28 protein-coding genes and 1 tRNA gene are annotated in these 26,564 nt (G+C 63.6%); 20 read left to right on the forward strand and 9 right to left on the reverse strand.

Going from position 1 to position 26,564, the window contains the following annotated elements:
* Window positions 1–17 precede the first annotated feature (17 nt).
* The 3 genes from CK219_RS11705 to CK219_RS11715 all read left to right on the forward strand — a co-directional run bounded on the left by CK219_RS11705 (window position 18) and on the right by CK219_RS11715 (window position 3,007).
* Window positions 18–108, forward strand: a tRNA-Ser gene (locus tag CK219_RS11705).
* 381 nt (window positions 109–489) lie between these two features.
* Complete coding sequence (locus CK219_RS11710) at window positions 490–1,692, forward strand: porin (RefSeq protein ID WP_095766920.1); 1,203 nt, start codon at window positions 490–492, stop codon at window positions 1,690–1,692.
* A 241-nt stretch (window positions 1,693–1,933) separates the two neighbouring features.
* A complete protein-coding gene (locus CK219_RS11715) occupies window positions 1,934–3,007 on the forward strand; it encodes a site-specific integrase (protein WP_095767175.1) in 1,074 nt (357 codons plus the stop codon).
* A gap of 71 nt (window positions 3,008–3,078) precedes the next feature.
* Here the strand turns inward: CK219_RS11715 and CK219_RS11720 are convergent, their stop codons facing one another.
* A complete protein-coding gene (locus CK219_RS11720; protein ID WP_095766921.1) occupies window positions 3,079–3,972 on the reverse strand; it encodes an alpha/beta hydrolase in 894 nt (297 codons plus the stop codon).
* 218 nt (window positions 3,973–4,190) lie between these two features.
* Window positions 4,191–6,224: a lytic transglycosylase domain-containing protein gene (locus CK219_RS11725; RefSeq protein WP_095766922.1), complete on the reverse strand. Its 2,034-nt coding sequence runs from the start codon at window positions 6,222–6,224 to the stop codon at window positions 4,191–4,193.
* A gap of 145 nt (window positions 6,225–6,369) precedes the next feature.
* Here CK219_RS11725 and CK219_RS31140 point away from each other — a divergent pair, with 145 nt between their 5' ends.
* From CK219_RS31140 to CK219_RS11740, 4 genes are all read left to right on the forward strand, one after another.
* Window positions 6,370–6,576, forward strand: a complete 207-nt coding sequence (locus CK219_RS31140) for a hypothetical protein (protein WP_141245327.1) — start codon at window positions 6,370–6,372, stop codon at window positions 6,574–6,576.
* 115 nt (window positions 6,577–6,691) lie between these two features.
* A complete protein-coding gene (dapA, locus tag CK219_RS11730; RefSeq protein ID WP_095766923.1) occupies window positions 6,692–7,573 on the forward strand; it encodes a 4-hydroxy-tetrahydrodipicolinate synthase in 882 nt (293 codons plus the stop codon).
* A gap of 246 nt (window positions 7,574–7,819) precedes the next feature.
* Window positions 7,820–8,299 (forward strand): SsrA-binding protein SmpB, encoded by a 480-nt coding sequence (smpB, locus tag CK219_RS11735; RefSeq protein WP_095766924.1) that lies wholly within the window; start codon window positions 7,820–7,822, stop codon window positions 8,297–8,299.
* Window positions 8,300–8,388: 89 nt separating this feature from the next.
* The gene (locus CK219_RS11740; protein WP_095766925.1) at window positions 8,389–9,099 is read left to right on the forward strand and encodes a GH25 family lysozyme; all 711 of its coding nucleotides are present in this window, start codon (window positions 8,389–8,391) and stop codon (window positions 9,097–9,099) included.
* 39 nt (window positions 9,100–9,138) lie between these two features.
* On the opposite strand, the gene CK219_RS11745 is transcribed toward CK219_RS11740, so the two are convergent.
* On the reverse strand, window positions 9,139–10,095 hold the full coding sequence (locus tag CK219_RS11745) for a DMT family transporter (RefSeq protein WP_348628332.1): 957 nt from the start codon (window positions 10,093–10,095) through the stop codon (window positions 9,139–9,141).
* Between the two features lie 117 nt (window positions 10,096–10,212).
* Between CK219_RS11745 and CK219_RS11750 the strand changes: the two genes are divergently transcribed.
* Complete coding sequence (locus CK219_RS11750) at window positions 10,213–10,686, forward strand: Lrp/AsnC ligand binding domain-containing protein (RefSeq protein ID WP_140842520.1); 474 nt, start codon at window positions 10,213–10,215, stop codon at window positions 10,684–10,686.
* Window positions 10,687–10,719: 33 nt separating this feature from the next.
* Here the strand turns inward: CK219_RS11750 and CK219_RS11755 are convergent, their stop codons facing one another.
* Both CK219_RS11755 and CK219_RS11760 read right to left on the reverse strand, forming a co-directional pair.
* Window positions 10,720–11,376 (reverse strand): uracil-DNA glycosylase, encoded by a 657-nt coding sequence (locus tag CK219_RS11755; RefSeq protein ID WP_095767176.1) that lies wholly within the window; start codon window positions 11,374–11,376, stop codon window positions 10,720–10,722.
* 11 nt (window positions 11,377–11,387) lie between these two features.
* A complete protein-coding gene (locus CK219_RS11760) occupies window positions 11,388–11,969 on the reverse strand; it encodes an NYN domain-containing protein (RefSeq protein ID WP_095766928.1) in 582 nt (193 codons plus the stop codon).
* A 304-nt stretch (window positions 11,970–12,273) separates the two neighbouring features.
* Between CK219_RS11760 and rpoZ the strand changes: the two genes are divergently transcribed.
* The 4 genes from rpoZ (at window position 12,274) to CK219_RS11780 (ending at window position 16,168) form a co-directional block, all read left to right on the forward strand.
* Window positions 12,274–12,675 carry a DNA-directed RNA polymerase subunit omega gene (gene rpoZ, locus CK219_RS11765; protein ID WP_095766929.1) on the forward strand — a complete coding sequence of 134 codons (402 nt, stop codon included), beginning with the start codon at window positions 12,274–12,276 and terminating at the stop codon, window positions 12,673–12,675.
* 124 nt (window positions 12,676–12,799) lie between these two features.
* A complete protein-coding gene (locus CK219_RS11770) occupies window positions 12,800–15,031 on the forward strand; it encodes a bifunctional (p)ppGpp synthetase/guanosine-3',5'-bis(diphosphate) 3'-pyrophosphohydrolase (RefSeq protein ID WP_095766930.1) in 2,232 nt (743 codons plus the stop codon).
* A gap of 99 nt (window positions 15,032–15,130) precedes the next feature.
* A complete protein-coding gene (gene pyrE, locus CK219_RS11775) occupies window positions 15,131–15,709 on the forward strand; it encodes an orotate phosphoribosyltransferase (protein ID WP_095766931.1) in 579 nt (192 codons plus the stop codon).
* A 75-nt stretch (window positions 15,710–15,784) separates the two neighbouring features.
* Window positions 15,785–16,168 carry a VOC family protein gene (locus CK219_RS11780; protein WP_095767177.1) on the forward strand — a complete coding sequence of 128 codons (384 nt, stop codon included), beginning with the start codon at window positions 15,785–15,787 and terminating at the stop codon, window positions 16,166–16,168.
* Here CK219_RS11780 and CK219_RS11785 read toward each other — a convergent pair.
* A complete protein-coding gene (locus tag CK219_RS11785; protein WP_095766932.1) occupies window positions 16,146–16,676 on the reverse strand; it encodes a GNAT family N-acetyltransferase in 531 nt (176 codons plus the stop codon). The two genes, CK219_RS11780 and CK219_RS11785, sit on opposite strands and share 23 nt — an antisense overlap.
* Before the next feature lie 211 nt (window positions 16,677–16,887).
* On the opposite strand from CK219_RS11785, the gene CK219_RS11790 reads away from it, so the two are divergent.
* From CK219_RS11790 to recO, 7 genes are all read left to right on the forward strand, one after another.
* On the forward strand, window positions 16,888–17,475 hold the full coding sequence (locus CK219_RS11790) for a DUF2062 domain-containing protein (RefSeq protein ID WP_095766933.1): 588 nt from the start codon (window positions 16,888–16,890) through the stop codon (window positions 17,473–17,475).
* Entirely contained in the window at window positions 17,472–17,885 is a 414-nt protein-coding gene (gene acpS / locus CK219_RS11795) for a holo-ACP synthase (RefSeq protein WP_041009542.1), read from the forward strand. The genes CK219_RS11790 and acpS overlap by 4 nt, the downstream gene beginning before the upstream one ends.
* A gap of 79 nt (window positions 17,886–17,964) precedes the next feature.
* Entirely contained in the window at window positions 17,965–18,714 is a 750-nt protein-coding gene (gene lepB, locus CK219_RS11800) for a signal peptidase I (RefSeq protein WP_095766934.1), read from the forward strand.
* A 4-nt stretch (window positions 18,715–18,718) separates the two neighbouring features.
* On the forward strand, window positions 18,719–19,435 hold the full coding sequence (gene rnc / locus CK219_RS11805) for a ribonuclease III (protein WP_095766935.1): 717 nt from the start codon (window positions 18,719–18,721) through the stop codon (window positions 19,433–19,435).
* Window positions 19,420–20,352 (forward strand): GTPase Era, encoded by a 933-nt coding sequence (era, locus tag CK219_RS11810; RefSeq protein ID WP_095766936.1) that lies wholly within the window; start codon window positions 19,420–19,422, stop codon window positions 20,350–20,352. Before rnc ends, era begins: the two co-directional genes overlap by 16 nt.
* 40 nt (window positions 20,353–20,392) lie before the next feature.
* Window positions 20,393–21,340 carry an aminoglycoside phosphotransferase family protein gene (locus CK219_RS11815; RefSeq protein ID WP_095766937.1) on the forward strand — a complete coding sequence of 316 codons (948 nt, stop codon included), beginning with the start codon at window positions 20,393–20,395 and terminating at the stop codon, window positions 21,338–21,340.
* 32 nt (window positions 21,341–21,372) lie between these two features.
* The gene (recO, locus tag CK219_RS11820; RefSeq protein ID WP_095766938.1) at window positions 21,373–22,131 is read left to right on the forward strand and encodes a DNA repair protein RecO; all 759 of its coding nucleotides are present in this window, start codon (window positions 21,373–21,375) and stop codon (window positions 22,129–22,131) included.
* Between the two features lie 12 nt (window positions 22,132–22,143).
* On the opposite strand, the gene CK219_RS11825 is transcribed toward recO, so the two are convergent.
* Entirely contained in the window at window positions 22,144–22,608 is a 465-nt protein-coding gene (locus tag CK219_RS11825; RefSeq protein WP_095766939.1) for an NUDIX domain-containing protein, read from the reverse strand.
* Between the two features lie 350 nt (window positions 22,609–22,958).
* On the opposite strand from CK219_RS11825, the gene CK219_RS11830 reads away from it, so the two are divergent.
* Window positions 22,959–25,727 carry a DUF2339 domain-containing protein gene (locus CK219_RS11830; protein ID WP_095766940.1) on the forward strand — a complete coding sequence of 923 codons (2,769 nt, stop codon included), beginning with the start codon at window positions 22,959–22,961 and terminating at the stop codon, window positions 25,725–25,727.
* A gap of 28 nt (window positions 25,728–25,755) precedes the next feature.
* Here CK219_RS11830 and CK219_RS31640 read toward each other — a convergent pair whose 3' ends face one another.
* A complete protein-coding gene (locus CK219_RS31640) occupies window positions 25,756–26,151 on the reverse strand; it encodes a hypothetical protein (RefSeq protein ID WP_176476991.1) in 396 nt (131 codons plus the stop codon).
* On the reverse strand, window positions 26,144–26,395 hold the full coding sequence (locus tag CK219_RS11840; RefSeq protein WP_095766941.1) for a type II toxin-antitoxin system Phd/YefM family antitoxin: 252 nt from the start codon (window positions 26,393–26,395) through the stop codon (window positions 26,144–26,146). The genes CK219_RS31640 and CK219_RS11840 overlap by 8 nt, the downstream gene beginning before the upstream one ends.
* Window positions 26,396–26,564 lie beyond the last annotated feature (169 nt).

The following is a 26,564-nucleotide window of genomic DNA, read 5'->3' on the forward strand; positions in this document are numbered from 1 at the left end:
TTATCCAGCGGCGCGACGGAGAGGTGGCCGAGTGGTCGAAGGCGCTCCCCTGCTAAGGGAGTAGAGGTCAAAAGCTTCTCGTGGGTTCGAATCCCATCCTCTCCGCCATCCTCCCCTGCGCTGTGCGCAACAAGCCTCCCTTCGCAAGGCGATTCTGCGGCAAGAACCGGGCAGGGCGACTCGCCGGGACGCCGCAATTCCGGCCGTTAACCGCCAGCTTCGTTCGTCTGGCGGGCCTCGATGGTTAACGAGAGCTTTCGGAGTGAGGCCAAATCGTGTCATTTGTGCAACAACATCCGGGGATAGCGTCTGGATCGGGCTTTCGCCGATACGATCGTGGTTGAACGCCGCCGCCGCCTGGGTAAAGGTCATCTTCGAAGGAGCGGCGCGGTGCGCATCTTTTTCGGTAGTGGGGATGGGGCAGGGAACGCTGTCCTTCAGCAAAAAATACCCAGACCCGTTTTTTAACTTTTGACTGGAGGTCAGAAAATGAACATCAAGAGCCTTCTTCTCGGCTCAGCTGCGGCCCTGATCGCAGTTTCCGGTGCTCGCGCCGCCGACGCGGTGACCGTCGCCGAGCCGGAACCGGCTGAATACGTCAAGATCTGCGACGTCTACGGCTCGGGCTACTTCTACATCCCCGGCACCGAAACCTGCCTGCGCATCGGCGGCTATGTCCGTTACGACATCGGCGTCGGCGACGTCGGCTCGTTCGACGGCGCGACGTCCCGCGATGTTGAGGACGGCGACAGCAACGACACCTTCTACAAGAATGCCCGCTTCACGCTGAAGTTGTGGACCGGCCAGGAAACCGAGCTCGGCACGTTGAAGACCTACGTCGAGACCCGCTGGAACTTCGGCAACCGCAACGCCGACCTTGGTGATCCGACCAACGACGATTTCGGCGTCAATCCGGCCTTCAACAAGGGCACTTCGCTGAACTTCGCCTGGATCCAGCTCGGCGGCCTTCGCGTCGGTAAGGACGAATCGGCCTTCAACACGTTCATCGGCTACGCCGGCAACGTCATCCAGGATACCCTGGTTCCTTACGGCGACTTCGACACCAACGTCGTCCAGTACTACTTCGACGCTGGCAACGGCTTCTCGGCCGTGGTCTCGCTCGAAGAAGGCGCGGGCGGTGGCACGGACGGTTCCTACGGCGTGGGCACGATCGACAGCTACGTTCCGCATGTCGTCGGGGGCGTGAAGTGGACTCAAGGGTGGGGCGCTATCACCGGCGTCGTCGCCTATGACAGCAACTATGAAGAAGTTGCCGGCAAGGTTCGTTTGGACGTGAACGTCAACGACGCGCTGTCGCTCTTCATCATGGGCGGCTACGGCACCGATGACAACTACAGTGACCCGACCTATACCTTCGCAGCCGGCGGTCGCGGCTTCTACAAGCAGTGGGACGAAAACTGGGCAGTGTGGGGCGGTGGCACCTACAAGTTCAACGAGAAGACCTCGTTCAACGCTCAGGTCTCGTATGACGAAGGTGAGAACCTCGGCATCGCCGCCAACATCGCCTACGACATCGTTCCCGGCTTCACGGTTACGGCCGAAGTCGACTACGTCAATGCAGGCAAAATCGACGAAGCCGATACCCGTGGCACGAACCACAACTGGACCGGTATCTCTGCTGGTAACGACGATGCCATCGGCGGCATGCTCCGCTTCCAGCGCTCCTTCTAAGGGCCGGACTGCAACAACTGAAATCCGGCCCGGGCGTCAAATGCCCGGGCCGTTTTGTTTTCGCGATTGGTCGAAGCAAACGAAAGGATGGGGGTGAAACGGTAAGCTGATCGGGTCTGTGGAGCGACTTTGTGGGATCCGCCACCGGCGGATGTGGTCGGCCGCCAGATTCGAAAACTCTTGAAAGGACATCTCCGAACGGTTAGGGCTGAAGGCTTAACCACAGGGGGTGTGGCTAAAAATGTCGAACGAAGCGGTTCAAGAGGCCGAGGCCTCTGGTCATTTTGCGTTCTTTTCTTCTCAGAATTCGAAGTTTAACTACACCTACAACAAGATCAGAGAAGTAAAGTCGTATCGGATCGGGGAGCTTTTTGCAGCTTATCGAGATATACTCTGGGATGACGGGCGGCATAAATACAATGTCAGCTCTTTCATCGGTGAAATAGACGAGATCCTTCTGGGAGAGCGTTTCAGCACCTTTGACCAGAACACCCTGGACAATCTTATCGGCACATTGCGCCAGCGCGGGAACAGCAATGCAACCATCAATCGCAAGATGGCTGCACTCAGCAAATTGCTGCGCAAGGCTCATAAGATGGGAGATATCCACAGCCTGCCCGAGTTCCGCCGCCAGAAGGAGCGGGCGGGACGGATTCGTTTCCTCGAAAGAGACGAAGAGGCAAGGCTGTTCGCCGCCATCAAGAGCCGCAGCGAGGACGCCTACAGGCTCTCCGTCTTTCTGGTCGATACCGGCTGCCGCCTCGGCGAGGCGCTCGGCCTGATCTGGAACGACATTCAGGAGCACCGCGTTTCCTTCTGGATCACCAAATCGGGCCGCAGCCGCACCATTCCAATGACCGAACGGGTCAAGGAGGTGATCAAGCTGCCGCCAAACACGGAAGGGCGCCGGCCGAAAGGTCCCTTCACCAAACTGACGCAGGCGCAGTACCGCGCCATCTGGAACGAAGCGAAAGCGGAAGTCGGTCTTGGCGCCGATGAACAGGTGGTGCCGCATATCCTGCGCCACACCTGCGCCTCCCGCCTCGTTCAGGGCGGCATCGATATAAGGCGCGTGCAGATGTGGCTCGGCCACCAGACGCTGTCGATGACCATGCGTTACGCGCATCTCGCCACCAACGACCTCGATGGCTGCGTCGTCGTTCTGGAGAAGCCGCGTACCGACGAGGCCCCGCGCCCGGCGGAGAGCTCGGTTTTTGCGTCTCCGTTGACCGCGCCGTCACCCGTCAAGACGGCTCGGAAGCAGAGCGGATCGGAACCGGCGAAGGCGCGCCGCAAGAGCTCGAAGGGCAAATAGGCGAGCGGCGCGCGTCGGCGAATCTATATTTTATCGACAAGCCCGAGATTGAGTTAGTCTCGGGTTTTACTTTATTTTGATTTGCGCTCTGCCCGATCGAGGAAATCCGCAATCTCCCGAGGCAGAGTGCCGGTCTCCAGGAACGGCGCGTGTCCCTGGCCTTCGACGGTGATCGTCTCCATGCCGGGATGACGCCTTCCCATCTCCTCGACGGTCGCAGCGGATAACAGTTTTGAATTGCCGCCGCGAATGACAAGCAGCGGCACAGCGGCTAAAGCGTCGAACTGCGGCCACAGATCCGGCAACGGCTTGCTGAAATCGACGCCGGCCAGCGTCCCGACCAGCGCCGGATCGAAATCCGGCAGCCAGCCGGCCTCCGTCTCGCGGCAGATTGCCCGGACCATCCGCAGCCAGTCGGCGTCGGTGAGCGCCGGGAAATCGGCGCCATGCACGCTGCGCTGAGCATCCACCGCCTCGGCGAATGTCTTCGGTCTCGGCGCCGGGTCGAGATAGGAGCGGATATGGGCGAGGCCCGCTGCCTCGATTACCGGGCCGATGTCGTTGAGCACGATGGCTTTCAGCACGGCGGGCTTCAATGCGCCGAGCACATGGATGATCAGGCCGCCCCGCGACGTGCCGACGAAGGCGGCCTGCTCGATGCCGAGCGCCGACAATCCGGCAAGGACATCGCCGGCTTCGACGCCGACATTATAGTGGCTGATATCGGGATCGCGGTCGGATTGTCCGCGCCCGCGATAGTCGAAGGCAACGACCTTGCGCGGCCTTGCCGCCTTGGTTGAAAGGTAAAGCGCCAGTTCATGGAAGTCGCGGGCGTTGCGGGTGAGTCCGGGAAGGCAGACGACCGGCCAACTGCCGGCGTTCGCCTCGCCGTAGATACGAGCATGGAGCTTCAGGCCGTCTGGCGCGGCGTAGAAAAAGTCGGAAAAGCCTTCGTCGCTCGCCATCGGAACGCTGCTCCTCGTTGAGGTGACCGACAGCTACAGACGAGGGCAAGGGTCGTCAAACACTCTTCCTTCTCCCCTTGTGGGAGAAGGTGGATCGGCGCGTAGCGCCGAGACGGATGAGGGGTGTTCCAGGGAACGCCGTCGTCTCACTCCGCTGGAACACCCCTCATCCGGCCGCTTCGCGGCCACCTTCTCCCACAAGGGGAGAAGGAAGAATCTCAGCTTCGTCCGTTCACGAGATCCCCCACGATGTCGTATTTGCCTGAAATACGCATCTTGTAGACCTCGTAATTCTCCATCACACGCTGCACGTAACTTCTTGTTTCCGTGTAGGGAATCCGCTCGATCCAGTCGACGACGGCGTCCACGTCCTTGCCGCGCGGGTCGCCGTATTTCGCCAGCCACTGGGCGGCGCGGTTGGGGCCGGCATTGTAGCCGGCGAAGGTCAGCACATAGGAGCCGCCGAAGCGGTCGAGCTGCTCGCCGAGGAAAGCCGAGCCCAGCGTCGCGTTGTAGCCGGCATCGCTCGTCAGCCTGGCCTGCGAGAAATTCATGCCGGCCTTTTTTGCCAACTGCTTGGCGGTGCCCGGCATCAACTGCAGCAGGCCGCGGGCGCCGGCGCTGGAGACGGCGCCGATGTTGAACTCGCTTTCCTGGCGGGCAATAGCGTAGGCAAGTGCCTTGCCGGATCCGGAAATGTTGGCCGAATCGGGAATGACACCCAGCGGATGCGAAAGCGCGCCAACATCGATGCCGCGCTGGGCGGCGATCTTGCCGACCTTCAGCGCCATGAAATGGTTGCCCTGCTTTTCGGCCAGCACGGCTAGCAGCGCCAGCTCGCCCGGGCTGGTCAGCTGGCCGGCAAGGTCGCGGTAGAGCGTCTCGGCGTAGCGGTCATAGCCCGCTTCCTGCAGCCGTTTGATCGCGCTCACTGCTTCGCGACCGTCGAAACTCTGGCGGTCGGCCGCGCTCGGCTTCGGGTAGGCGATGTTGAGGGTCCTCAAGCCCACGCGCTCGCCGGCGAGCTGGCCATAGAAGGTCGTGCCGTAGCTGGCCGCGCGCGTGAAATAGTCCTTGGCGCTGCCCGGGCCGCCGACTTCCGCCGCGCGGCCGAGCCAGTAATAGGCGCGCGACAGCGACACCGGTCCCTCGGCGAGCTCGGTGATGCGCTTGAAGTGGGTGGCGGCGGTCGCCGGATCGTTGAGGCCGCGCAACGCGTACCAGCCGGCATGGAACTCGGCTTCGGCGGCGTTCGGCGGGCTTTCGGCAGCGTGCATGGAGACAATCTTGTAGGCAGTCTTCATGTCGCCCCGGTCGACCAGCTCGCGCGAGAGCACTCGGCGTTCGACCCACCAGGCATCGGGGTCGACCAGCGAATCGCGGTTCGTCGGCGCCTTCATCACAGCAGCAGCGGCATCGGCGAATTTCTGCTGCTTGCGCAGATATTCGGCCTCTGCGAAGAAATAGCCTGCCGAGCGCTGCGCGGTCGGCACCGCCTTCAACAGCTTGGCGGTGTTCTTGTCGCCCTTGTCGGCCGCCGCCCACGCATCCGCCAGCGGCTGCGCGCCGGCGAGGCCGGCGACCCGCAGAGCTGAGGATGGCCGGTCGGCGTAGAACATGCGCTCCATGCGGTAGCGATGGTCGGCCGCCGGAATCAACGTACCGAACTCCTTGATGATGGCATTCTCATCCTTGGCTTCCAGCTTTTCGCTGCGCCAGAACGGCACCAGCACCGCGCGGGCGGCGGCCTGGTTGCCAAGCGCCACCTGCGAGCGGGCAAGGATGATGACGCCCTCGGGCGTCAGCGGCTGGCTGCGGCCGAAGGCCTGAACCACCACTTGCGGCGGCGGGTTTTCGCGATAGAGCGCACGCTCGCTGTTCTTGCGCAACGCGATCGTGCCCGGCCATCCAGGCAGCATCTTGGCCGCGTCGGCAATCTCGCCGCTCGGCACCTGGTCGCCGCCGTAAAGCGCGATCGCCCAGGCGAGGATATGCCTGTCGAGCGAGGTGGCGGGCAGCGTGTCGCGCGCATTGCGCGCGCCGACGATGTTGTTGGCGGCAAGCGCATCGAGCCCGCTCTTCAGTTGCGCTATATCGGGGGCAATCGGCGTCTGGCCCGGTGCCTGCGGCGCATCTGGCGCCGGAATTGAGGCCGTCGCGCGCGCATCGACGCTGCTACCGATCGCCATGGTAGGCGTCAGCGCGACGATCGCGCTCAAAAGCGCGAAAAGATGGGGCCGCCTCGTCGGCATTTTGTGATCCTAGCACATCATCAGCAGGCGCGGGCACTGGAGAACCCGATGCGAAGCCTAGACTTAGGTCGTGAAGGGCTCGTAAACAAAAGGTTATCGAGGCCGTTCGAATTGCGCTTGCTGGTGTCCCGATTCTGAAATTCGCATGACCCTTGATATCGGGCGCGGCGCGAATTTCAGAATCGCAGGACACCAGCCAACTGTCGAATCCAGTGTCGTTTTGGTTTTCGATGTTCGCCCCGAGCCTGATATCAACGTCTGGCAAACATCGAAAACCACGACACTGGCATTACGCCGATGCTTGCCGCTGAACCATGTCGAGACTATGGTGCGCGGCTTCGCTTTCGGGTAGAAGGCGCGCAACTGGCCGATCTGATGAAACACCGATGCATGTCGCCCAGAAGCGGAAACCGGTTTTGGGACGACGACATGCATAAACCGACGAAGTTCCAAGGAGTTTGGACGACATGCTGAGAGGCTCGCTGACTGCGCTCGTGACACCGTTCGAAAAGAGCGGGCGCTTCGACGAGAAAGCCTTTCGCTCGTTTGTCGAATGGCAGATCGCCGAGGGCACCAAGGGCCTCGTTCCCGTCGGCACCACCGGCGAATCGCCGACGCTGTCGCATGAGGAGCACCGCCATGTCGTCAAGGTCGCCATCGAGGTAGCCAAGGGCAGGGTGCCGGTCGTGGCCGGCGCGGGCTCCAACAACACCGAGGAAGCGGTCGGCTTGGTGAAGTATGCCGAACAGGCCGGCGCCGATGCCGCCCTTGTGGTCACGCCTTACTACAACAAGCCGACGCAGCGCGGCCTCTATGAGCATTTCGCGGCCGTCGCCAGGGCGACCAGGCTGCCGATCATCATCTACAACATCCCGCCGCGTTCAGTGATCGACATGACGCCGGAGACGATGGGCAGGCTGCGCCACGACTTCAAGAACATTGCCGGCGTCAAGGACGCGACCGGCAAGGTCGAGCGCGTCTCCGAGCAGCGCATGACCTGCGGCAAGGATTTCATCCAGCTTTCCGGCGAGGATGCCTCCGCGCTCGGCTTTAACGCTCATGGCGGCGTCGGCTGTATTTCGGTCACCTCGAATGTCGCGCCGCGCCTTTGCTCCGAGTTCCAGGAAGCGACGCTTTCCGGCGACAGCGCCAAGGCACTCGAGCTGCAGGATCGGCTTCTGCCATTGCACAAGGCGATCTTCATCGAGCCTGGCGTATCCGGCGCCAAATACGCGCTTTCGAAGCTGGGCAAGGTCGAGAACGTGGTCCGTTCGCCGCTGGTGACGGTGGAGTCCTCGACCGCCGAGAAGCTCGACGCGGCGCTCAAGCACGCCGGCTTGATTAATTAGCGAGCCCGTTTGGAAACTCTACTCCTGCGGCCATCTGAAGGCGCCACCTGCGCTTCCGGTGCTCACGTACTATATGTACGCTCCGCTCCGGTTCCGCGCATGGCCCCGAAAGCATCCGCTTTCGGAAAGGACCATGCGCAAAGTCGGGCTGCAGAGCGTCCTTTGCGCGTTTAGAAAACGCGCGGCGCTCTGTTGACACCTTCACCTGACTCGCAGGAGCGAGTTTCGAAACGGACTCTGGACGTCATGAATCAAGTCAAGAAAGCCGATCCCAACAACAAGACCGTTGCGGAAAACCGCAAGGCGCGCTTTTCCTACGAGGTGCTCGACACGATCGAGACCGGCTTGGTGCTGACCGGCACCGAGGTCAAGTCGCTGCGCCAGGGCCAGGCCAACATCCAGGAAAGCTACGCCTCGGCCGAGGGCGGCGAGATCTGGCTGATCAATTCCTATCTGCCGGAATATCTGCAGGCCAACCGCTTCAACCACGAGCCGCGCCGGCGCCGCAAATTGCTGGTCTCCAAGCGCGAGATGGCGAAACTCTCGCAAAGCGTCGAGCGCGAAGGCATGACGCTGGTGCCGCTGAAAATCTATTTCAACGACCGCGGCCGCGCCAAGCTGCTGCTCGCGATTGCGCGAGGCAAGAAGCTGCACGACAAGCGCGAGACCGAGAAACAGCGCGACTGGTCGCGCGAGAAGGGCCGGCTGCTGAAGGAGCGCGGCTGAGCCTCCAGGGCTGGCAGCGCCGGCCGCCTGAAAAAAGCCGCCGGCCGGTTCTCAGGTCCGGCGCGTATTGCCTTCCGACGGGGGATGTCTTGGGCAAGCGGATTGTGTTCTGGGGGCTTGCCGTCGCGGTTGTCGCCAGTGCCGTCGTGGCGGGCGCCTTCTTCTGGTTCCGCGGCCTTTCCCCGGATCGCGAGGAATTTCCGATCCGCGGCATCGATGTCTCGCATCATCAGGGAAAGATCGACTGGCCCCGCGTCGCCGCCGACGATGTCGCCTTCGCCATCATCAAGGCGACCGAAGGCGGCACCCATGTCGATACCCTGTTCGCGACCAATCTGCGCGAGGCGCGGGCGGCCGGCCTGGCGGTCGGCGCCTATCACTTCTTCACCTTCTGCCGCCCTGGCGCCGACCAGGCGAAGAACTTCATCTCGGTGGTGCCGCGCGGCGAGCCGCTTCTGCCGCCGGTGGTCGACATCGAGTTCGGCGGCAATTGTCCGCAGCGCCCATCGCCCGAGCAGTTGAACGCCGAGCTTGCCGCTTTCCTCGGCCCGGTCGAGACGGCATTCGGCAAGCCGGCGATTTTCTATCTGACCGACGAGGCGGCAGACGCCTATTCCGGCAGCATTCTTAACCGCCGGCGCTGGTTGCGTTCGCTGGCGACGAGACCGCGCGAGAACGACTGGATCTACTGGCAGTATCACAATATGGGCCGCGTCGACGGCATCGAAGGCGATGTCGATCTCAACGTCCTGAAGGGCAGCCGCGAGACGCTGGCGAAGTTGTTTGCGCCGACGCCTTGAATTGCCGGCCCTTGAATCGCTTGCCGCACCGCTGAAGGCTTACGATCCTCCCGGCGCCGGTGCATTAAGGCGTCTATTGGCAATCCGCCCTCCGATCGCTGACAAGCCCATCCCGGCGGCCATGATGGCAATGGCTGCGAACTGGATCGTCATCGGCGTTTCGCCGAGTACCGCCATGCCGACAGCCACGGTGGCGATGGGTATGCCGGGCAGGAACAGCGATGCCGTCTGCGGCCCCAACTGCCCGACGACATAGGTATAGAGGAACATGGCTGCCGCGCCGGCCAGAATCCCCTGGATCACGATCTGGCTGATGATTTCCGTGGCGGCCGCGACATGGATATGGCTCTGCGCGACGAGATAGAGGGCCGGCAGCGGCAGGCAGGACAGGAGCACCACCGCGGCCGTCGCCGTGACGGGATCGGCACGCCAGCGCCTGATAAGAACGGCATAGGCCGAAAACATCAGGCCCGATTCGATGAAAAGCATATCGCCGAAGAGAACGCCGCCGGTGCCGTCGCGCGCCGGCGCGATGAACAGCGACAGGCCGGCGACAATCGCGAGGACACCGATGGTCCGTTGCCGCGAAGCGCCGTCATTGAAGACGATGCGTGACAGCAGGAACGAAAAGAAGACGATCGACGCTGGACAAAGCGCGGCCGCATGGGCGGCAGGGGCATAGGTCAGGCCCCAATTGATAATCAGCGGATAAGGCAATCCGGCCAGCGCCGCCAATGCCAGGGCCCGTCGCCAACCGAGCGCCCTCATGCTTACAAAGCCGCCGCGCCAGACGATCGGCAGAAAGACCACCCCCGCGCCGCCAAAGCGTAAGGCGGCCAGATCCGTCGCCGTCAGATGCTCCCTGAGGCTGAAGCGGGCGGCGACGAATTGGATGGCGTAGATGCCGATCATAATAAGGCCCGCGATGATCGCCAGCCTGGAGCTTCCTGAGTCTCGCGCGTCCGCCATGTTCCGCCGCCGTCGTGACATCGCCATCGAAGATCATCTCCGCACAAAGCGATGAAAGCGCAGGCTATTGCCGAAAAGCCCCCGGCAAAATACGCTCTTTTCTCGAAATTCGAGCGAAACTCGCAGATTAGAGGCAGATCTAGCGTGAATGCTGAAGCAAGCGACCTCGACGGCGTCGACCGCAATCTCCTGCGATTGCTGCAAGAAGATGGGCGTCGCACCACACTTGATCTGGCGTCACGTGTCGGCCTCTCGCCGACCGGCACCAGCCTACGGGTGAAGCGGCTGTTTCGGGAAGGCTACATCACCGCGGTCAGGGCCGTGCTCAATCCGGCAAAGATCGGACGCGGTACGCTCGTCTTCATCGAGGTGCGTCTCGATCACACGGCGCCGCATATTTTCGAGCGCTTCGCCGAGGCGGTGACCAAGGCGCCCGAGGTTCTCGAGTGCCACATGGTGGTCGGCGGCTTCGACTATTTGGTAAAGGCGCGCATCTCGGAAATGGCCGCCTATCAGGATTTCCTGACGCGGGTCATTCTCGCGCTGCCGGGAGTGAAGGAGACGCACACTTATACCTCCATCGGCGACGTGAAGCCGGATGCGCTGCTGCCGGTATGAGTGGCTGTCAGACCGACAGGAAGCCGCCTGAATCTAGCTCTTCAGGAACGCCGCAATCTCCTTGAACACGCTGACGAACATCTCCTGCGTCAGCACGCCCGTATTGGTGTTGTAGCGTGAGCAATGGTAGCTGGAAAACAGCGCGATGCCGCCGGCTTGCTGCCTCCCGCCATGGCGGAACGGAAAGGCCGCGACGCGCTCGCCCAGCGCCCGCACCGTCGACTGATGCGCGATCGCGCCCAGCGTCAGGATGGCACGCAGGTTGGGAAAGCGCGCGATCGTCGGCTTGAGAAAAGTTCTGCAAGTGGCGATCTCGGCGCCCACCGGCTTGTTCTCAGGCGGCACGCAGCGCACCGCATTGGTGATGGCCGTGCCGACGAGTTGCAAGCCGTCATCGGGCCTGGCCTTGAATTCGCCGCGCGCAAAACCGTGCGCGATCAGCGTGCCATAGAGCAGGTCGCCGGCATAGTCGCCGGTGAAGGGGCGCCCCGTGCGGTTGGCGCCGCGCAGGCCGGGCGCCAGCCCGACGATCAGGAGGCGGACTGAATCTTGACCCTCCGGCGGCAGGAAGGTCGGCACTGGCGCGTTGAACCAGCCGGGCTCACGCTCGCGCCAGGCGGCGATGAAATCATGCAGCCGCGGGCAAAGCGGGCAGTCACGGCTGGGTTCGGGGGAGGGCACGGCGGTCAAGGCCGCCGCCGTCAATAATCTTCCTCGTCGACTTCGGCGGGTTCCGGCCGGCGCGCCGGCCGCTCGGACGGATCGCGGCCGACTTCGCTCTTCAGCGTCATCAGGTCGATGAAATGATCGGCCTGGCGGCGCAGATCGTCAGAGATCATCGGCGGTTGCGAGGCCATCGTCGAGATGATCGATACCTTGCGCCCGCGCCGCTGCAGCGCTTCGACCAGCGTGCGGAAGTCGCCGTCGCCGGAGAAGATGACATAGTGGTCGACGACGTCGGCGAGCTCCAGCGCATCGACGGTCAGCTCGATGTCCATGTTGCCCTTGATCTTGCGGCGGCCGGTCGAGTCGGTGAATTCCTTGGCGGGCTTCGTCACCACCTTGAAGCCGTTATAATCGAGCCAGTCGATCAGCGGCCGGATCGACGAATATTCCTGATCCTCGACCAGGGCGGTGTAATAGTAGGCGCGCAGCAGGTAGCCGCGCTTCTGGAAGCTCGACAGGAGCTTGCGGTAGTCGATGTCGAAGCCCAGCGCGCGGGACGTGGCATAGAGATTGGCGCCGTCGATGAAAAGAGCGATCTTTTCACGGGGATCGAACATTGAAAAACATTCCTTTCGAAAATTTTTGTCGTCTAAAAGCGTTTGACGAATAGGTCCGGCAAATGAACCTTTGTACCGTCACCTCCGAGATAACGCGCAATTTGTGGATATCCAAGGGCATGGCCCTGTGTTGCAAGCAATTGTGATCGCCACTATGTGGGTAGCTTCACGGCGCGGCGCGATGATGAGCCGGGCAACGGCCCGCCAAGCCGACGCTGGCGCCATAAAGCTTGTATTTCGGCCGCGCCCGCGTTATGGAGCGCGCCAGCTTTCCATCAAATCCATCGCATGAAAGGGGCAGTCCATGGCCCGCGTAACCGTTGAAGATTGCATCGACAAGGTCGACAACCGTTTTGAACTCGTGCTGCTCGCCGGCCATCGCGCCCGCCAGATCAGCCAGGGCGCGCAGATCACCGTTCCGCGCGACAATGACAAGAACCCGGTCATCGCGCTGCGCGAGATCGCCGACGAGACGCTGTCTCCCGACGACCTCAAGGAAGACCTGATCCACTCGCTGCAGAAGCATGTTGAAGTCGACGAGCCGGAAGCCGAGGGCGAGGCAATTGCCGACCAGACCGGTGCGACAGCCGTTGCCGCCGACGCCGACGACGCCGAGGAGAACGTCACTTTCGACCGCATGAGCGAGGAAGACCTGCTCGCCGGCATCGAAGGTCTGGTGCCGCCGGAAAAGAGCGACGACTACTAAGTGCTTTTGTCCGGGTTGGATCAACCATCCAGGACTTCCGTATCTTAGGTTTCGTGGCTATCTATGAGATGCGTCGCACGTCGGTGCGGCGCATCAATCATTTCAGCACCGCGAGATCCCGCCCATGATGCGTCAGTATGAGCTTGTCGAGCGCGTCCAGCGCTACAAGCCTGACGTCAACGAGGCGCTGCTCAACAAGGCCTACGTCTATGCCATGCAGAAGCATGGCCACCAGAAGCGCGCCTCGGGCGATCCCTATTTCTCGCATCCGCTCGAAGTCGCCGCCATCCTCACCGACATGCATATGGACGAGGCGACCATCGCCGTTGCCCTGCTGCATGACACGATCGAGGATACGACCGCGACCCGCGCCGAGATCGACGAGCTCTTCGGCCCCGAGATGGGCAAGCTGGTCGAGGGGCTCACCAAGCTGAAGAAGCTCGATCTGGTCTCGAAAAAGGCCGAGCAGGCGGAAAACCTGCGCAAGCTCCTGCTCGCGATCTCCGAGGACGTCCGCGTTCTGCTCGTCAAGCTCGCCGACCGCCTGCACAACATGCGCACCCTCGACCATATGCCGGAAGCCAAGCGCTTGCGCATCGCCGAGGAGACGATGGAGATCTATGCGCCGCTGGCGGGGCGCATGGGCATGCAAGGCATGCGCGAGGAGCTGGAGGAAATAGCCTTTCGCTACATCAATCCGGAGGCTTACCGCGCTGTTACGGCAAGGCTTGCCGAGATTTTCGAGCGCAACAGGGGCGTCCTGCAGGAGATCGAGACGGCGCTGTCGGGCCTGTTCGAAAAACACGACATCAAGGCGAGCGTGAAGAGCCGGCAGAAGAAGCCGTGGTCGGTGTTCCGCAAGATGGAGGCCAAGGCGCTCTCCTTCGAGCAGCTCTCCGACATCTTCGGTTTTCGCGTCGTGGTCGATTCGGTCGACGACTGCTACCGCGCGCTTGGCGCCATCCACACCACCTGGTCGATGGTGCCAGGCCGTTTCAAGGATTACATCTCGACGCCCAAGCAGAACGACTACCGTTCGATCCACACCACCATCGTCGGCCCGTCGCGCCAGCGCGTCGAATTGCAGATCCGCACCAGGGAGATGAACAAGATCGCCGAATATGGCGTCGCCGCGCATTCGATCTACAAGGATACCGGCGGCAAGATGAACGGCGCGGGCCATGCGATCTCCAGGGAGACCAACGCCTATGCCTGGCTGCGGCGCACCATCGAGCAACTGGCCGAAGGCGACAATCCGGAGGATTTCCTCGAGAACACCAAGCTGGAGCTGTTCCAGGACCAGGTGTTCTGCTTCACGCCCAAGGGCATGCTGATCGCGCTGCCGCGCGGCGCTACTCCCATCGACTTCGCCTATGCCGTCCACACCGATGTCGGCGACACCTGCGTCGGCGCCAAGGTCAATGGCCGCATCATGCCGTTGATGACCGAGCTCAAGAACGGCGACGAGGTCGAGATCATCCGCTCCAAGGCGCAGGTGCCGCCCGCCGCCTGGGAATCGGTCGTGGTCACCGGCAAGGCGCGCGCTGCCATCCGCCGCGCCACCAAGAATGCGATCCGCAAGCAATATTCCGGCCTCGGAGCCCGCATCCTGGAGCGCGCCTTCGAGCGCGCCGGCAAGACATTCACCAAGGAGAGCCTGAAACCGGTGCTGCACCGGCTGGCGCGCAAGGATATTGAGGACGTGCTGGCCTCGGTCGGCCGCGGCGAGCTGAGCTCCACCGATGTCATGAAAGCCGTCTTCCCCGATTATAAGGATGAGCGTGTCACCGTCGCGGCGCCCAAGCAGCGCGAGGAGGGCTGGTCGAAGATCCGCAACGCCGCCGGCATGCTCTTCCAGATGCCGGGCACCCGCGCCGCGAAGAAGGACAAGGACCAGCAGCGCGACGGCGCGGTGCCGATCCGCGGCGTGCGCGGCGACCTGCCGGTGCGTTTCGCGCCGGAGGGCGCTGTGCCCGGCGATCGCATCGTCGGCATCATCCAGCCCGGCACCGGCATCACTATCTATCCGATCCAGTCGCCGGCTTTGCAGGCCTTCGACGACCAGCCCGAGCGTTGGATCGACGTGCGCTGGGACATCGACGAGCGCACCAAGGAACGTTTTCCGGCGCGCATCTCGGTCACCGCCATCAATGCGCCCGGTTCGTTGGCCGACATCGCTCAGGTCGTCGCATCCAACGATGCCAACATCCACACGCTGTCGATGATACGCACCGCACCCGATTTCACCGAGATGCTGATCGATCTCGAGGTCTGGGATCTCAAGCACCTCAACCGGCTGCTGTCGCAGCTCAAGGACAATTCGAGCGTCAGCGATGCGCGGCGTGTGAATGGGTGAATAGTGAATAGTGAATAGTGAATAGTGAATAGTGAATAGTGAATAGTGAATAGAAGGTGCTCTCACCACCATTCACCATTCGCCAAGGGGGACCGAACAATGAACACCGACGAAGTGCTGGGTATTTTCCGCGAGGCCGGCGCCGTCCTCGAAGGTCATTTCATCCTGACGTCCGGCCTGCGCAGTCCGGTCTTCCTGCAGAAGGCCCGCGTGTTCATGCATGCCGACAAGACCGAGCGCCTGTGCAGAGCGCTGGCCGAGAAGATCCGCAAGGCGGTGCCTGGCAGGATAGACTACATCGTTGGCCCGGCCATCGGCGGCCTGATCCCTGCCTATGAAACCTCGCGTCATCTCGGTGTCCCGGCGATCTGGGTCGAGCGGGAAGGGGGCGAGTTCAGGCTGCGTCGCTTCGAGATTGCCAAGGGCTCGCGCGTCGTCATCGTCGAGGACATCGTCACCACCGGCCTGTCGATCCGCGAGACCATCGACTGCCTGCGCGAGCTTGGCGCCGACGTCTCGGCGGCTGCCTGCATCATCGATCGTTCGGCCGGCAAGACCGATGTCGGCGTGCCGCTGATCGCGCTTGCCGAATATGAAGTGCCGGCCTATCCCGCCGACCGCCTGCCGCCGGAACTTGCCGCGATTCCAGCCGTTAAGCCGGGAAGCCGCAACATCTGACATCGCAATGTTTGAAAACAGGCACTTTAGCGCGTCGCTTGAATCTCTTTGCCGGAGACGCGCGCCGAGGCGACAATGATCGCCGGGATCGACCATTTCGTGCTGACGGTCTGCTCGCTGGAAGCGACCTGCGATTTCTACCGGCGGGTGCTCGGCATGCGGCGGCTCGACGAACCGAACCGGCCGACCGCGCTTCTGTTCGGCTCGCAGAAGATCAACCTGCACGAAGTCGGTCGCACCTTCGAGCCGAAGGCGAAGGCGCCGACGCCGGGTTCCGGCGATTTCTGCCTCGTGGCGGCAGTGCCGCTTGCCGAGGTCCAGGCCAGCCTCGAGGCCAATGGCGTGGCGATCGAAGTCGGTCCGGTCGAACGCACCGGCGCGCGCGGCAAGATGATGTCGGTCTATTTCCGCGATCCGGACGGCAATCTGGTCGAGGTCAGCGAGTATCAATCCGGCTGAGATCGAGCCGCATGGCGCAGCGCTGGCCCGTAGGCATGCCGTGCCTGGCCTCGTCGTCGAGCAGGCTTGCCAGCCGTTCGTCGATCTCGGCGTCTTCCAGGATGCGAAATCCGGCCTTCCGATAGAAGGGCGCGTTCCAGGCGACGGCGCGAAACGTGGTCAGCGTCACCGCGGCCAGTCCGCGCCGCCCGGCGTCCGCGACCACCTGTTCGAGCAGCGCGCGGCCGATGCCTTGGCCCTCCCGGTCGAGGCGCACGTCCAACTCCCATATATGTAGCGCATCGCCTTCGATCCCGGCGCTCAGGAAGCCGACCGGCCGGCCCTTCTCGTCTGCGGCAATCCAGCATGCGCCGGCGGCGATCAGCGCGCGATGCCGCTCGACGCTGATATTGTCGCCGTCGGCGAGCCATGCCAGTTCCGCAATGGCGCGGAACGCCAGCCCGGCGGACTGTTCGATCCGCGGCAGCGCCCCGGCGTCCTCGGCCCGCGCCGGTCTAATGGTGATCATCGGCTCCGCATCCGGGTTGTTTTCCTCAGTTTCGCCAGAATGACACTGTTGTTACAGCCTGCGGCAGACCATCGCGGCGGCGTTCGTTGTTGCGCGGCCCGGTCGTCGCTATATCAAAGCTTGTTGCCTTTCTGCGCCCTCGAAGCGCAAGATGTGTTTGCGCGACCCGGCGGGTAGGGGCAGCGCGTATTGGACCGGGAACTGGAACAGAGTGCTTTTTCGACGCCGAGAGCCTGATGGCTTCCTGGAACAGGTGCGTACTTATCTTTGGCCGCGCCGCTCGTTCTCGCGTTCCGTGCAGTATTTCTCCAAACGCATCCTGCGGCTGAAGGCGACGCCGCATTCCGTCGCCGCCGGTGTCGCCGCGGGCGTTTTCGCCTCCTTCTTCCCGCTTGGCTTCCACTTCATCGTCGCCGCCGTGCTGTGCTGGATCATCGCCGGCAATCTGGTCGCGGCAGCGCTCGGCGCGGTGTTCTTCGGCAATCCGCTGACCTTCCCGCTTTTGTGGGGCGCGTCCTGGGAGATCGGCAAGCTGCTCCTGCATGAGCATCTGCCGAAGCACGGCCCGCCCGAGCATCTGGGCGAAATGATGCACAAGCTTTCCTTCGCCAAGCTCTGGCACCCCATTCTGGAGCCGATGCTGATCGGCGCGGTGCCGCTCGGCCTGGTCTTCGGGCTCCTGTTCTACGCCATCACCCGCTGGGGCATGACGGTGTTTCGCGAGCAGCGCCGGAAGCGCATGGCCGAGCGTGCCGAGAAGAAAGCGCGGCAGGGCCGACGGGAAGTGCCGGCGGAATGATCATCGGCATCGGCAGCGACCTGATCGACATCAGACGTATCGAGAAATCGCTGGAGCGGCACGGCCAGCGCTTCGTCCAGCGCATCTATACCGAGGTCGAGCAGGCCAAGTCGGAAAAGCGTGCCGCCCGCGCGGCTTCCTATGCCAAGCGCTTCGCCGCCAAGGAGGCGTGCGCCAAGGCATTGGGTACCGGCATGGCCGAGGGCGTGTTCTGGCGCGACATGGGCGTGGTCAACCTGCCGAGCGGCGCGCCGACCATGGCGCTGACCGGCGGCGCCGCGGCCAGGCTGGAGAAAATCCTGCCGAAAGGCCACCGCGCCCTCATCCATCTCACCATCACCGACGATTTCCCGCTTGCTCAAGCCTTTGTGATCATCGAGGCAGTGCCCGCCGAACAAGCGCCACATTGATTCCATCTGACCACGAGCGGCATGACGTTGCCCAGCGCCCGCCGAGACTCTATACCAACATCGCACAATCGAGGACGACATGAGCGTGGCTGAAAAATCGCAGAAGAAATCCGGCGGGCTTGGTGAGACCTTTTCCGTCATCATCCAGGCTCTGCTGCTCGCGCTCGTCATCCGCACGCTGCTCTTCCAGCCTTTCTCCATTCCGTCCGGCTCGATGCGGCCGACGCTGCTCGAAGGCGACTATCTCTTCGTCACCAAATGGGCCTATGGCTATTCGCGTTACTCGTTGCCCTTCGGTCCCGATCTCTTCTCGGGCCGCATCTGGGGTTCCGAGCCCAAGCGCGGCGACGTGGTGGTGTTCAAGTTCCCGCCGGATCCGTCGGTCGATTACATCAAGCGCGTCGTCGGCCTGCCCGGCGACAAGATTCAGGTGAAGGACGGCCAGCTTTTCATCAATGACGTCGGCGTGCCGCGCGTGAAGACCGGCCAGATCGACAATCCCGATGTCACCGAAGAAAACCGGCCGATCGATGTCTACCGCGAAACGCTGCCGAACGGCGTCAGTTACGACACGCTCGACATCAATTCCGATTCGATCGGCGACAACACGCGCGAATTCGTCGTGCCGCCTGGGCACTATTTCATGATGGGCGACAATCGCGACAATTCCTCCGACAGCCGCTTTGCCGTCGGCTATGTGCCGGCCGAGAACCTTGTCGGCCGCGCCAACCTCATCTTCTTCTCGATCGCCGGCAAGGCGAGCCCGCTCGAGATATGGAAGTGGCCGTCGTTGATGCGCGCCGGGCGCCTGTTCCATTTCGTCCACTAGAGCGATGGCGGCCAGCAAGCGTTTGACCGCCGATGCCCTTGCCGAAGCGCTTGTCGAGCGCACCGGCCATGTCTTCGCCGACCGCCAGCGCCTGCAGCGGGCGCTGACCCATGCCAGCGCCCGTTCGACCCATGCCGGCGTTGACTATGAGCGGTTCGAATTCCTTGGGGACCGTGTTCTCGGCCTCGTCGTGGCCGACATGCTGCTCGCCTCCTTTCCCGATGCCGCCGAAGGCGAGCTTTCGCTGCGCCTCAACGCGCTGGTCAATGCCGAGGCGCTGTCGGAAATCTCCGAACAGATCGGCCTGCCGGAATTGGTGCGCGCCGGTTCCGATGTGCGCAATCTCGAGGGCCGCAAGCGCACCAATCTGCGCGCCGATGCGCTGGAATCGCTGATCGCCGTGCTCTATCTCGACGGCGGGATGGACGCGGCGCGCGCGTTCATCCACCGCTACTGGCAGCCGCGCTCGCAGGCGATGGGCGCTGCCCGCCGCGATGCCAAGACCGAATTGCAGGAATGGGCGCATCAGGCCGCCGCCGGCGCCGTGCCCGCCTACCATATCGACGGCCGTGACGGACCGGACCACGACCCGGTGTTCACGGTCAGCGTAAAAGTCGGCTCTTTCGCGCCCGCCGTCGGCAGCGGCCGCTCCAAGCGCGAGGCCGAGCAGGCCGCGGCGGCTACTCTTTTGCTGCGCGAAGGCGTATGGAGCGCGGCATGACAGAAACGGAAACCACTCAAGTCCCCGCGACGCGCTCCGGTTTCGTAGCGCTGATCGGCGCGCCAAATGCCGGCAAGTCGACGCTGGTCAACCAGCTCGTCAGCGCCAAGGTGTCGATCGTCACCCACAAGGTGCAGACCACCCGCGCCATCGTGCGCGGCATTGCCACGCATGACAACGCGCAGATCGTCTTCGTCGACACGCCGGGCATCTTCAAGCCGAAGCGGCGGCTGGACACGGCGATGGTGACCACCGCCTGGGGCGGCGCCAAGGATGCCGATGTCGTAGTGCTGCTGATTGACGCCGAGCGCGGCATCAAGGGCGATGCCGATGCCATCCTCGACCGGCTGAAGGACGTCAGGCAGCCGATGCTTCTGGTTCTCAACAAGGTCGACCGCGTCAAGCCGGAAACGCTTCTCGCCCTGGCCGCGACCGCGAACGAACGCGTGCCGTTCAAGCGCACTTTCATGGTCTCCGCGCTGACCGGCTCCGGCTGCAAGGACCTGCTCGATTATCTCGCCGAGACGCTTCCGGCCGGTCCCTGGTACTATCCGGAGGACCAGATCTCCGACCTGCCGATGCGCCAGCTCGCGGCCGAGATCACGCGCGAAAAACTTTATCTGAGGCTGCATCAGGAGCTTCCCTATTCCTCGCATATCGAGACCGAGAAATGGGAAGAGAAGAAGGACGGCTCGGTGCGCATCGAGCAGGTCATCTATGTCGAGCGCGACAGCCAGAAGAAGATCGTGCTCGGCCACAAGGGCGAGACGATCCGCGCCATCGGGCAAGCCGCGCGGATGGAGATCGCTGGCATTCTGGAGCAGAAGGTGCACCTCTTCCTGTTCGTGAAGGTGCGCGAGAATTGGGGCGACGACCCCGAGCGCTACCGCGAGATGGGGCTGGAGTTTCCCCATTGATGCTTGCCGCGTAGAAGAACCCGGCAACGGGCCAGCGACATTGCATAATCCAAAGATAACCATCGATACCGATCTCGTCCGCCGGCTGGTTGATGCACAGTTTCCGCAATGGCGGCATCTGCCGGTCAGCCCGGTCGAGTTCGGCGGCTGGGATAACCGCACCTTCCATCTTGGCGATGAGATGACCATCAGGCTGCCAAGCGCGGCCCCCTATTCGCTGCAGGTCGAGAAGGAGCATCGCTGGCTGCCGAAACTCGCCCCTCATCTGCCGCTGCCCATTCCAACGCCATTGGCCATGGGCGAGCCGGCGGCGGGGTATCCCTGGCATTGGTCGGTCTATCACTGGATCAAGGGCGAGACGGCGAGGAATGCGTGCATCGCCGATCTCGGAGCGTTTGCCGTGGCGCTCGCCGATTTCCTTGTCGCTTTGAGGGGCATCGAACCGACGGACGGGCCTGCGCCTGGTCAGCATAATTTCCATCGCGGCGGATCGCTGAGCGTCTATGACGGCGAGGCGAGGCAAGCCATCGCCGCGCTCGAAGGCCGGATCGACACGCAAGCCGCGACCACCGTGTGGGACGCGGCACTCGCCGCCACCTGGCATGGCTCGCCGGTCTGGTTCCACGGCGATGTCGCCTCGGGCAATCTTCTGGTCGAGGACGGCAGCTTGAGCGCCGTCATCGATTTCGGCACCTCCGGCGTCGGCGACCCGTCCTGCGATCTTGCTATAAGCTGGACATTCTTCGAAGGCGAAAGCCGCGAGGTGTTTCGCACTCGCATCGACGTCGACGACGCCACTTGGGCGCGCGGCCGAGGCTGGGCGCTATGGAAGGCGCTGATCACCGTCGCCGGGCACGACGTCAACCAGGCCGAGGCGGAAAGGCAGCGTCGCGTCATCGAGGAGGTGCTTGCGGATCATCGAAGTTGGGCGCGACACGGCACCCGGCGAATGTCAGCACAGATCGAGCCCGATGTGCCAGAACCTTGATTTCACCACCCAACGGGTGAAAAGCTCTACTCATGGAATGGCGCGACGAGGGAATCGTTCTCGGCACTCGCAAGCATGGCGAAACCAGCGCCATCCTCGAGGTGATGACGCGTGCCCATGGCCGCCATCTCGGCCTAGTGCGGGGAGGGCGCTCGCGCAAGCAGCAGCCGGTGCTGCAGCCCGGCAACCGCGTCGATCTTCTGTGGCGGGCGCGGCTCGACGAGCATCTCGGCATCTTCCAGGCCGAAGCGATCGAGATGAACGCTGCGCGGCTGATGGACAGCGCCATCGCCGTCTACGGCCTGCAGACCATGGCCGCGCATCTGAGGCTGCTGCCCGAGCGCGACGCCCATGGCGGCCTTTATGAGGCGCTCGCCGTGATGATTTCGCACCTGGACGATGCCGACGCGGCGGGAGAGCTGGTGGCGCGCTTCGAGCTGCTTATCCTCGATGAACTGGGCTTCGGCCTCGATCTCAGCCAATGCGCGGCGACCGGCACCAGGCAGGATCTTGCCTATGTCTCGCCGAAATCCGGGCGCGCCGTGTCGCGCGAAGCCGGCGCGCCTTGGCACGACAAGATGCTGGCGCTGCCCGCCTTCCTGCAACGCGGCTCCGGCCTGCGCGCCGATGCGGCAGCCCTGGAGGACGCGTTCCGGCTGAGCGGCTTCTTCTTCACCCGTCACGTCTACGAGCCACGAGGCCTCGAGCCGCCCGATGCTCGCGCCGGCTTCCTCGCCGCGCTGCGCCGGCATCATGCCTCGGTGAGGGCGATTGCGGGCGAGGCACGATAGCAAGGCAGCCGCCTATTCGGCGCTGCGTCGCTCCAGGAAATCATCGAGCATGGGGCGCTGGCCCTTGAGGATCTTGACGCCGGCTTCGGGCAGCGAAAACCAGCCGGCCTTGTCGACTTCGGGAAACGCTTTCATGGTCCCTGATTTCGGCGGCCACTCCATCGTGAACGTGTTGCTCCTGACGGCATTCGCATCGATGTCCGCCTCGACGCTCCATGCGATGACGATCTTCCCGCCCGGCTGCTTGTAGCTGCCGAGCGGCCGGAAATCGCCGTCGACGGTGACGCCGAGCTCCTCTTCGGCTTCCCGCTTGGCGGCCTCGAGCTCATCCTCGTTATCGCCGATCAGTCCTTTCGGGATGGTCCACGCGCCTTCATCTTTTCTTGCCCAGAACGGCCCGCCCGGGTGGACGAGCAGGAATTCGAACACACCGGCGGTGCGCCTGTGGATCAGCAGGCCAGCGCTTTTTTGCGGCATCCGTCACCTCGCGGCATTTGCTTCGCCCGCGCGAGAATAGCATGAGTATTCCGCGGCAGAGGTCACGTAATCTCGCCGGCAATGCCGACGCCTCGGCGGCCCGACATTGGATAAACCGGCAAGTTGCTGGCAATCGACGACGAAACATGCTCGATCTTGTCAGTGCATGTCGCCCAAAAATGCGCAGCGGTTTTGGGAGAACGACATGCACCAAAAGCAATGACTAAAGGCGCGTCGCCTGACTCCGTTTCGGCGCGAGGCGCCTTTAGCCGGCAAGACGCTGATTTGCACCAGCCGTCTCATTGCCGCATTCTTTGGCCACGACCGGTCTGGTTTTGAGGGAAACCGCCATGTTTTTCAGCCTGATCGCCATTGCCGCCGTCATAGCTCTTTTCGTCATCGTGTCACGACAGCAGAACCGCATTGCGCTGATCGAGCGCGAGCTCGGTATGCTGCGAGGCCTTGTGCAGCCTGGAGCTTCGCTGTCGGCGCCCAACGCGGCGGACGCCGCGCAGGAAAGTCTTCCCGAGGAGGCCAAGGCAGCCGCGGCGCCTGCCGCGCCATTGGCGGAGGGCGCGACCGTGGCCGAGGAGGTCGTCGCGACGCCCGAGACCGCCGAAGGCGAGGCCGTGGCCGGACCCTGGACGAAGGGCAAGGCGGCCCCGGTGCAATCCGCCGCACCGGCGCAACCCGCCACGGTGGCCGAGGCGCCCGCGGCCGGATCTCCCGCGGCGCCCAAGGCGGCGCGCCAAACCGATGTCGAAACAGCGCTGGGCACGCGCTGGGCAGTCTGGGTCGGCGGCATCGCGCTGGCGCTGGGCGGCCTGTTCCTGATCCGCTACACCATCGAGGCCGGCATTTTCGGCCCTGGCGTGCGCCTCGCCATGGCCGGCATCCTCGGCCTGGTGCTGATTGCCGGCGCCGAATTCATCCGCCGCACCGGCTTCAGGGTGTCGGTGCAGGGCGCCGCCGGCGCCTACATCCCCGCGATTCTGACCGGGGCGGGCGCCTTCATCCTGTTCGGCACGGTCTACGCGGCGCACGCCATCTATGGCTTCATCGGTCCGGCGACGGCCTTCGCGCTGCTTGGCGTCATCGGCGTCGCGACCATTGGCGCTTCGCTCCTGCATGGCCTGGCGTTGGCCGGCATCGGCCTCGTCGGCGCCATGGTCACGCCGGCGCTGGTCGCCTCGGAAGCACCCAATCCCTGGGCCTTGTTCGTCTATCTCGCGATCGTGCTTGCGGCCACGGCGGCAATCGCCCGCATCCGCGACTGGAAGGCGCTGGTGGCCGCGGCCTTCGCCGGCGCCGGCGTCTGGACCATTCTTTACATGGTCGACGCGCCGGAGGTGAACCTCGCCGCCGTCCTGTTCATCAGCCTGGCGACGCTGGCCGTGCTGGCTTTCGTCTGGCTCGGCCTTTTCTTGGTTACTGGCCGCGACGATGCGGCGCGCGGCTTCGACTGGCCTTCGATCGTGCCCGGCTTCTTCATCGCCTTGAGCGCGCTCGGCCTGTCCGTCGATCGGGCCTTTGCCAGCGCCGGCGATGCCTTGCACGGGGCGATCCTGCTGGCCGCGCTGGTCGCGGCGGCGCTCTACCGGCCGCGCGCGCTTCCGCTGGTCTTTGCCGCCGGCATCGCGACCCTGCTGATCTATCTGGGCATCATCCCGCCCGCCACGATCGGGGCGGATGCGCTCGATGTCGGGCTCGACGCTCAGCCTTTGGCGTCGTCCGACGTGCTGACTTTCCGCATCGGGGTCGCGCTCGGCATGATCTTCCTCGCCGCCGGTTTCTGGGCGGCACGCCGCTTCGCCGCCGCCGCTCCATTGCGCGCAGCCTGCTGGGCGGCCTGGGGCGTCATTGCACCGCTGGTGGTGCTTCTGGCGCTGTGGCTGACCTCCGGCGATATCGACCGCGATCTCGGCTATGCGCTGCCGGCCCTGTTGCTGGCGCTCGCCTTTGCCGCCGGCGGCGAATGGATCGCGCGCGCCGAGGAGCCGCCGCTCAGCGGCGGCCCGGCCGTGTCATTCGCGCTCGGCGGCGCCGGCGTCGCAGGCCTGCTGATGCTGCACATGGCCTTCGGCTCCGGCTGGACGACCCTGCTGCTCGGCGCCGCCGCTGTCGTCCCGGCGCTGGCAACGCGGTGGCGCACCTACCCCGTGCTGGGCTGGATCGCGGTGGGCGCGGCGGTCGCCGTGCTCGGCCGCGTCACCTTCGATCCGAGCATCGTCGGCGCGGCGTCTCTCGCCAGGACGCCGGTCTTGAACTGGCTGCTGCCGGGCTATGGCGTGCCGGCGCTCGCCTTCGGCTTCGCCGCCTGGCAGCTCGCCCGCACCACCAACGGCCGGCCGCGTCTTGCGATGGAGGCGGCCTCCGCGCTGTTCGCGCTGCTCACCATTGCCATGCTGGTGCGCCATGCCATGCATGGCGGCGTCATCGACATCGGCACCGTCACTCTTGCCGAACAGGCGATCTATACGCTGATCGCGCTCGGCGCCGGCGCCATACTGGTCGCCATCGACATGCGTTCGCCGAGCTCGGTCCTGCGTTATGGCTCGATGGCCGCCGGCGTGGTTTCGGCCAGCCTGATCGCCGTCCAGCATTTCGTCGTGCTGAACCCGCTGCTGACGGACGAGTCGACCGGCACGGTTCCCGTCTTCAATCTTTTGTTTCTCGCCTATCTGCTGCCGGCGGTCGCCGCCGGGGCGCTGGCACTCTATGTCCGCGACAAGCGCCCGCGATGGTATGCGGCAATGCTGGCACTGATCGCCGCGCTGCTTGCCTTCGCCTATGCCACGCTCTCGGTGCGCCGCCTGTTCAAGGGCGAGTTCATCGCCCTGTGGAGCGGGCTCGGCCAGCTCGAGACCTATACCTACTCCGCGCTCTGGCTGGTCATCGGCGTTGCGCTGCTTACCGCCGGCGTCCGGCTGAAATCGCAGGTATTGCGCATCGCGTCGGCGGCGCTGATCGCGGTTGCGGTGCTGAAAGTCTTCCTCTTCGACATGTCGGAACTCGAAGGCGTGCTGCGCGCGCTGTCCTTCATCGGTCTGGGTGCCGTGCTGATCGGGATAGGGCTGTTCTATCAGCGGCTGCTGACAAGGGCGGCGAGGGAAGCGTGAGAGGCTGGAGCTCCTTGGGTCGTTGCGGCTATTTTCGAACGATCCCGCGCAGCCGGCGCTGGTCGGCTGCCTCTTTGATGAGGCCAGCAATCTTTCGAACGAATGCTGGACTGAAAGAACCGATGGGTTTCACCGTGACGAGGTCGTAAGCTTCGTCGGTCCGCACCCGGTTGTACTCGTCGAGGATCAGCCATGACGGAAAATCGAGGCCGCCCCTCCGACACTCGATCTCACTGACTGCAATATACGTGCGGATCGCGTCGGGTTGCTGCGACGTAAGCGGGAACAGGAACAGCGCCGCCGGCGTAGTCGGAGTTCTGACCACGACGCAGACAGGACGCGCATTGCGGCCGGATTCTTCACCAGCATCAGCCTGCCGCGTCCACAAATAGTAGTATCGAAGCAGGTCGCCGGGTTTAAACATCCGGCTCATCACCGACTATGATGGCTTCCAACCCCGACATCAGTTCGTCGTGGACCTTGTCCGGTGCGCCCTCCAGCGTGTAAGCGGCGGCATGAGACGAACCGACGAGTTGCCGGTATTGTCTGGCCGATAGGATGATCAGCTTCTCCTTGCCGCGTTTTGTGAGAGCGACAGGCTCAATCATCGCCGTTTCGAGGATTTCGCCCGACGTGCGGTTCATATCTGAAAAGGTGAATTGCTTCATTGGTCACCTCATACGTGATATACCTAGTATACCTATATTACATAATTAAACAATCCGTCCTGCGCACTTTGAGTCGGGAATAAACCGGCCTGCGCCATCGTTTTGAATATGCTTGGGTAACCGCAGCGGTTGGGCCGCTTCGCGCTGACTGCTTGCACCGCGCCGCAAA

The sequence above is a fragment of the Mesorhizobium sp. WSM4313 genome (assembly GCF_002294725.1).
Classification (GTDB): domain Bacteria; phylum Pseudomonadota; class Alphaproteobacteria; order Rhizobiales; family Rhizobiaceae; genus Mesorhizobium.

Coding starts and splice junctions, on each gene's coding strand:
- CK219_RS11710 (WP_095766920.1), top strand. CDS start 490: ATGAACATCAAGAGCCTTCTTCTCGGCTCAGCTGCGGCCCTGATCGCA.
- CK219_RS11715 (WP_095767175.1), top strand. CDS start 1,934: ATGTCGAACGAAGCGGTTCAAGAGGCCGAGGCCTCTGGTCATTTTGCG.
- CK219_RS11720 (WP_095766921.1), bottom strand. CDS start 3,972: ATGGCGAGCGACGAAGGCTTTTCCGACTTTTTCTACGCCGCGCCAGAC.
- CK219_RS11725 (WP_095766922.1), bottom strand. CDS start 6,224: ATGCCGACGAGGCGGCCCCATCTTTTCGCGCTTTTGAGCGCGATCGTC.
- CK219_RS31140 (WP_141245327.1), top strand. CDS start 6,370: ATGACCCTTGATATCGGGCGCGGCGCGAATTTCAGAATCGCAGGACAC.
- dapA (WP_095766923.1), top strand. CDS start 6,692: ATGCTGAGAGGCTCGCTGACTGCGCTCGTGACACCGTTCGAAAAGAGC.
- smpB (WP_095766924.1), top strand. CDS start 7,820: ATGAATCAAGTCAAGAAAGCCGATCCCAACAACAAGACCGTTGCGGAA.
- CK219_RS11745 (WP_348628332.1), bottom strand. CDS start 10,095: ATGGCGATGTCACGACGGCGGCGGAACATGGCGGACGCGCGAGACTCA.
- CK219_RS11760 (WP_095766928.1), bottom strand. CDS start 11,969: ATGTTCGATCCCCGTGAAAAGATCGCTCTTTTCATCGACGGCGCCAAT.
- rpoZ (WP_095766929.1), top strand. CDS start 12,274: ATGGCCCGCGTAACCGTTGAAGATTGCATCGACAAGGTCGACAACCGT.
- CK219_RS11770 (WP_095766930.1), top strand. CDS start 12,800: ATGATGCGTCAGTATGAGCTTGTCGAGCGCGTCCAGCGCTACAAGCCT.
- pyrE (WP_095766931.1), top strand. CDS start 15,131: ATGAACACCGACGAAGTGCTGGGTATTTTCCGCGAGGCCGGCGCCGTC.
- CK219_RS11780 (WP_095767177.1), top strand. CDS start 15,785: ATGATCGCCGGGATCGACCATTTCGTGCTGACGGTCTGCTCGCTGGAA.
- CK219_RS11785 (WP_095766932.1), bottom strand. CDS start 16,676: ATGATCACCATTAGACCGGCGCGGGCCGAGGACGCCGGGGCGCTGCCG.
- acpS (WP_041009542.1), top strand. CDS start 17,472: ATGATCATCGGCATCGGCAGCGACCTGATCGACATCAGACGTATCGAG.
- lepB (WP_095766934.1), top strand. CDS start 17,965: ATGAGCGTGGCTGAAAAATCGCAGAAGAAATCCGGCGGGCTTGGTGAG.
- rnc (WP_095766935.1), top strand. CDS start 18,719: ATGGCGGCCAGCAAGCGTTTGACCGCCGATGCCCTTGCCGAAGCGCTT.
- era (WP_095766936.1), top strand. CDS start 19,420: ATGGAGCGCGGCATGACAGAAACGGAAACCACTCAAGTCCCCGCGACG.
- recO (WP_095766938.1), top strand. CDS start 21,373: ATGGAATGGCGCGACGAGGGAATCGTTCTCGGCACTCGCAAGCATGGC.
- CK219_RS11825 (WP_095766939.1), bottom strand. CDS start 22,608: ATGCCGCAAAAAAGCGCTGGCCTGCTGATCCACAGGCGCACCGCCGGT.
- CK219_RS11830 (WP_095766940.1), top strand. CDS start 22,959: ATGTTTTTCAGCCTGATCGCCATTGCCGCCGTCATAGCTCTTTTCGTC.
- CK219_RS31640 (WP_176476991.1), bottom strand. CDS start 26,151: ATGTTTAAACCCGGCGACCTGCTTCGATACTACTATTTGTGGACGCGG.
- CK219_RS11840 (WP_095766941.1), bottom strand. CDS start 26,395: ATGAAGCAATTCACCTTTTCAGATATGAACCGCACGTCGGGCGAAATC.